The 5,612-nt window shown below is 53.7% G+C and carries 6 protein-coding genes and 1 tRNA gene; all 7 read left to right on the top strand.

What is annotated here, in order from left to right; genetic code table 11:
• Positions 1-62 precede the first annotated feature (62 nt).
• Positions 63-1,481, top strand: coding sequence for an L-seryl-tRNA(Sec) selenium transferase (gene selA / locus COY37_RS08210; protein ID WP_353683012.1), 1,419 nt, complete (start codon positions 63-65; stop codon positions 1,479-1,481).
• The gene (gene selB, locus COY37_RS08205) at positions 1,481-3,382 is read left to right on the top strand and encodes a selenocysteine-specific translation elongation factor (RefSeq protein WP_286677933.1); all 1,902 of its coding nucleotides are present in this window, start codon (positions 1,481-1,483) and stop codon (positions 3,380-3,382) included. Before selA ends, selB begins: the two co-directional genes overlap by 1 nt.
• Before the next feature lie 128 nt (positions 3,383-3,510).
• Positions 3,511-3,603, top strand: a tRNA-Sec gene (locus tag COY37_RS08200).
• A gap of 293 nt (positions 3,604-3,896) precedes the next feature.
• Positions 3,897-4,337 carry an Asp23/Gls24 family envelope stress response protein gene (locus tag COY37_RS08195; protein ID WP_286677934.1) on the top strand — a complete coding sequence of 147 codons (441 nt, stop codon included), beginning with the start codon at positions 3,897-3,899 and terminating at the stop codon, positions 4,335-4,337.
• A complete protein-coding gene (locus COY37_RS08190; protein WP_286977166.1) occupies positions 4,327-4,668 on the top strand; it encodes a hypothetical protein in 342 nt (113 codons plus the stop codon). The genes COY37_RS08195 and COY37_RS08190 overlap by 11 nt, the downstream gene beginning before the upstream one ends.
• The gene (locus COY37_RS08185) at positions 4,665-5,207 is read left to right on the top strand and encodes an Asp23/Gls24 family envelope stress response protein (RefSeq protein ID WP_286677936.1); all 543 of its coding nucleotides are present in this window, start codon (positions 4,665-4,667) and stop codon (positions 5,205-5,207) included. Before COY37_RS08190 ends, COY37_RS08185 begins: the two co-directional genes overlap by 4 nt.
• A gap of 44 nt (positions 5,208-5,251) precedes the next feature.
• On the top strand, positions 5,252-5,612 hold a 361-nt coding region (locus COY37_RS08180; RefSeq protein WP_286977164.1), incomplete at its 3' end, for a hypothetical protein.

Below are 5,612 nucleotides of genomic sequence, written 5' to 3'. Positions count from 1 at the left end.
TTAGACTCGATAACCTTAAGTACGAGAACTTTAACTACGAGAACTTTTCATGGGGTGATTTAATGTCGAAAAATAAATACCTGCGGCAGCTTCCTAAAGTCGATGAAGTTCTCGACTTGCCCGATGTTAAGCAGCTATCCAACCTTTATCCACGACCCCTTATTGTGGATGGCGTTCGCTACGTCATCGACGAGAGGCGCGGGACTATCCTGTCCATGCCGGACGACGAGCTGGACGGTATCGACGTATCCGCATCCTCGCTGATAAGCGACCTGGAGGGCTGGCTTGAGAAGCAATACGCCCCGAGCCTTAAACGGGTGGTAAATGCAACCGGTGTTGTTATCCACACGAATTTGGGCCGCTCGATATTGAGCGCACCGGCCATCGATGCGGTGGTCGCGGCGGCGTCCAACTACTCGAATCTGGAATTTGACCTCGAAAAAGGGGCCCGTGGCTCGCGCCACAGCCATATCGAGTCGCTTCTGGTTAAAATAACCGGAGCCGAGGCGGGTATGGTGGTAAACAACAACGCCTCAGCGGTATTCTTAGCGCTCAGCACGCTTGCCGCCAGAAGAGAGGCGATCGTTTCACGGGGCCAGCTCGTTGAGATCGGCGGCTCCTTCAGGATTCCCGATGTCATGCGGCAAAGCGGCGCCATCCTGCGCGAGGTGGGCACGACCAACAAGACCTACATTAGCGACTACCGCGCCGCGGTTACCGAAAACACGGCCCTTCTTATGAAAGTACACACGAGCAATTTTAGAATCGTCGGCTTTACGCACGAGGTCGAGCTGGACGAGATGGTCGCGCTCGGCGAAGAACTCGGCATCCCGGTCATGGAGGACCTGGGCAGCGGCGTGCTTATCGATCTCTCCCGCTACGGTATCACCTACGAGCCGACGGTGCAGGAGAGTGTGAGGGCCGGTATTGATGTTATAACATTTAGCGGCGACAAGCTGCTGGGAGGCCCGCAAGCAGGCCTTATTATCGGAAAGACCGAGTTCGTCAACCGCATGAAAAAACACCCGCTTGCAAGGGCGGTCCGGGTTGATAAGATGACCTTGGCCGCGCTTGAGGCTACACTTAGAGAGTATCTGGATATGGATACGGTGTGGCAAAAGAACCCGACGATACGGATGATCACCGCCCCTGCCGATGAGCTAAAGACCAGGGGCGAGGCGCTGGCGAAGCTCCTGAATGACAACCTCGGGGAGGGCTTTACGGTCACAACTGAGCCCGAGGTTTCCAAAGTCGGCGGAGGGTCGCTTCCGTTGGCGGAGCTACCGACGACCGTGGTTTCCGTGCGCTGCGCTTTTGCGACCGCCAATGAAATCGAGACGATTTTAAGATGTAACGAACTGCCGGTTATCGTGCGAATTAAAGAAGACGCGGTTCTCTTAGACCCGCGTACCATACAAGAGGGCGAAGACCGGCTGATACTGGATGCCTTCAACAAGATAAGGGAAGTAGTTAAGGAATAATGAAGCAGCTAATACTCGGCACTGCCGGCCATATTGATCACGGAAAAACCACCCTGATCAAGGCGCTGACCGGCATCGATACAGATAGACTTGAAGAAGAAAAGAAGCGGGGCATCTCAATCGAGCTTGGATTTGCCAGCCTTGAGCTGCCCAGCGGGCAGAAGCTCGGCGTTATCGACGTGCCGGGCCACGAGCGCTTCGTTAAGAACATGCTGGCCGGTGCGACCGGAATCGACATCGTTATGTTGGTTGTCGCCGCAGATGATTCGGTCATGCCGCAAACCGAGGAGCACCTCGCCATCGTCGATCTCTTAGGCATTCAGGAAGGCGTAGTGGCGCTTACCAAGGCCGATATCGTCGATGAAGAGTGGCTGCCGCTCGTTGAAGACGAGATCAGAAAAGTCCTCGCAAAGACAAGCCTCAAAGATGCGCCTATCGTCCCCGTATCCGGCAAAACCGGGATGGGGCTCGATGAGCTGAGAACCACGCTCGATACAATCGCCCGGCGTATCCAACCGCGCAAGGACAGGTCTCCGTTTAGGCTGCCCATCGACAGGGTCTTTTCCATGTCCGGTGCGGGTACCGTCATCACGGGCACCCTGTGGTCGGGCGAGATCCACGCCGACGAGAGGGCGCACGTCTATCCGGTCAACAAAGAGGTTCGGATACGCAGCATCCAGGTTCACGGCACAAAGATGGATACCGCCATCGCCGGGCAGAGGGTGGCCCTTAACCTGGTCGGTCTGGATAAGGACGACATCGAACGCGGGGCCGTCGTGCTGGCGCCCGGTTTTCTTAGCCCGAGCTACATGTTCGACGCCACGCTGAAATTGCTTGAAAGCGCCCCAAAAGAGCTAAAGAACAGGGCGCGGATCAGGTTGCACCACGGCACGAGCGAGGTGCTTGGGCGCGTGGTCTTAACGGACCGCGAGGTTCTTATGCCGGGCGATACCGCATTTGTCCAGTTCAGGCTGGAAAGTCCGGTGGTACCTAAGTACGGCGATAAATTTGTCATCAGAAGCTACTCACCGATTCAAACCATCGGCGGCGGCCGCGTTCTGGATAGCCATCCGGTCAAGTACCGGGCGTCACATAAAAACTTCGGCGAGCGCTGTCGGCTGCTAAGCGCGGGAGATTCCGAGGCAATCGTACGGCTTTTCCTTAACGAGACGCGAGGCTTCATGACCGCAAAACAGCTCTGGGTGCGCTCCGAGCTGGATGAAGATCAGATAAGAGAGAGCCTCACCGCGCTTGTAAATGGCGGCGAGATTACATCGATTGTTATTGATAAGCAGGATAATTATGTCCTGAAAAGCACATTTGATACCCATATCAAGAGCTTTGAGCGGTATCTAAACGACAACTTCAAAAAGAACCCCCTTAACCCCTGGTTGAGCAAGCAGATTATAAAGTCACAGCTTTTCGACTGGATGTCGGATAAGGAGTTCGACACGTTTGTTGTCTACCTGCAAAAAGCGGGCAAGATAGTCGTCGACAAAGCCCAGATCGCCGACGCAAAAGCCCAGGTAACAGTGGGCAAAGAGGACGAGAAGTTGCTGGCATCCATCACGAAAAAAATCGTGGATGGCAAATACGGCCCACCCGAGACCACCTGGCTCGCAAAAGAGATGGGCATGGACCTGAAGAAGCTCAACTCGCTAGCCGATCTGCTGGTACGCGAGCACAAGCTGGTCAGAATCGCGCCGAACATGTACTTCGACGCCGCACTCATCGAGGAGGCCAAGGCGGAAATAAAGAAGAACTTCTCCGGCAAACAGGTGAGCCCGGCCGATGTGCGTCAGATGCTCGACACATCGAGAAAATATATCATTCCGCTCCTCAACTACTTCGACATGGTCGGCGTTACGAAGCGCGTCGGCGAAACCCGTATCGTGCGCTAGTGTCAACACCGGTTGAAGCAAGGAGAGGCGTATGCCATGGTTCCAGACGCACCCGACTTGTTTTTTAGGCTCAGACCTGGCAAAATAGAGGTATCAACGATAATGGTTCTGCCATTATCGTTTTTCATGGAGGTGGATTGGGCCTGGTGGCTCAGCTGGTCTTCAAAACCAGTCGGCCGGGTTAAACCTCGGTTGGTGGGTTCGATTCCCACGCACCTCCGCAAGTAAAAATAGCTCGATATCTAATCGGGCTATTTTTAGTGTAACCACACTCCTCACCACCGCTTGCAAGGATGGCAAAACCAACAGCAGGCTTTGCTAAAACTGGATTTGTATTATTTCTCGCTCTCTGCCTTTTAAACATCTTCTCTTACCTGCAAATAGATGCTTTAACATGCTTACGGCTGCGAAACCGCCACTGGTTAATTTTTAAAAACTGGGAATTAACTTTATGCGCGACGTATTATCCGAATTTATGGGTAAGAAGGACAGCATGAAGGGAGGAGAGAATTTTATGGCAGAGGCAAGAGCTGAAGGTGAAATGCAAGAACTTAAGCAACAAGGACCCGGAAAGACCATTGTTGCCGATACGGTGGTTGCTAAAATCGCCGGTATGGCGGCACGGGAGGTCCGGGGGGTTCATGCTCTGGGCGGCCCTACAGAGCGTGCGATTAGTGGGGCTATATCAAGAATTACAGGTGCCGGGGCTAAGGGGACAGGCGTCGATGTCCAGGTCGGTCAGGAGGAAGCGGCGGTTGACCTGAGCCTGATGATTGATTACGGACAGAGCATCCCGGATGTCACGAACGATGTAAGGCAGAATATTATTAACCAGGTGCAGTCGATGACCGGTCTTCGCGTAAAAGAGGTCAATATTACGGTCTACGACCTGTATTTCCCGCAGGAGGAGCAACAGCAGCAGCAGCAAGGGGAAAGTGAAAGCCGTGTCGCTTAATATTTTTCAGGACAAAAAACTAATAGCCCTGGCAGTCGAATCTGCGGTGGATAAGATGAAGGGTGTTTTACTCACACGGGTGCGTGCGGTTGGTGAGTCCTACCCATACAGCCCGGACGTACCGGGCGTATGGGTGCACGGGCCTGACCGTGAGGGTCGCTATACGGTTGATATTTACGTGACCCTGGCCGTTTCCGGAACAACGATTCCCGAGATGGCAAATAGACTTCGCGCAGAAATCTGGGAGCAACTGCATAAAGAGGGCATCGACATGGCGGATCGCGTAACAAGCGTTGATATCTATGTAGAGGATTTGGTTCTAGCGGTATGAGGATATTTAATCGGGTACTGGCAACAATTATATCGATTGCGTTCATCGTTGCATCTGCAATGGGGATAGTCTACTTGATCGGTCTCCTTAGCCGCAACGCACAATTAACGGGGCTTGTCAGCGGGATATTCCGTTCTCTTACCAGGCTCAACGCGGGGCAAATCCAGGCGACGCTCATCGGGATATTCCTGGTGTCACTGGTGCTCCTGATTCTTGAGATACGGCCCTTCCGAGCCCGCTTCATTACCATACGGGAAGACGAAGCGGGTAAAACCCGGGTGTTCGGGTCCGATGTCGAGAGGTTTTTGGTACAGCGCCTTGCACGAGGAAAAGGGATTACGCCGGAAAGCGTGGATGTCGTGGTGCATGGCAACAGGTTCGACATCGCAACCGGCATAGAGGTATCGACGGATGCCGACAGGCAGGCGGTCCGTTCGCAGGTTGAATATGATGTGAAGACTAACCTTGCATCCATTGGGTTGGATGATGACCTTGAGCATATAAGCATCAGGGTTGCCCGCGTTAAACGTGTAGCATAATCTAGCGGGTAACGTAATTTAATGCCGGCGTGATAGGGGTCACCATGAACGTGTTGAACAGAGTGCTGCTAATCATATTATTTGCCCTGGTTGCGGTGGTGAGTCTGGTTGATATCCTGCTTGCATTAGGGATTATAACGTCCGGGCAGGTCCAATCAATCATTCCCTACACATCCGTGGTCGACTTTTTCCGGGCTAATTTCGTTGCTGCGTCGATAATCTCGATACTGTTGCTCGTTGTCGTGCTGGCGCTGTCGGCGCTCTGGCTTCGCGCTCAGTTCGCAGAGGCGGTGCGCGCGGTTTCCGGCGGCATGTACGAGGTTCCGGAAGAAGGTCCCGGTGAGACCGAGGTCAACTACGATGCGGCGGAACACGCGATTGATCACGTTATTAAAAGCGTTCCCG

Origin of the sequence: Candidatus Aquicultor secundus (genome assembly GCF_002791875.1) — a bacterium.
GTDB classification, from domain to species: Bacteria; Actinomycetota; Aquicultoria; order Aquicultorales; family Aquicultoraceae; genus Aquicultor_A; species Aquicultor_A secundus.
This window is presented reverse-complemented; position numbering and strand designations above follow the sequence as displayed.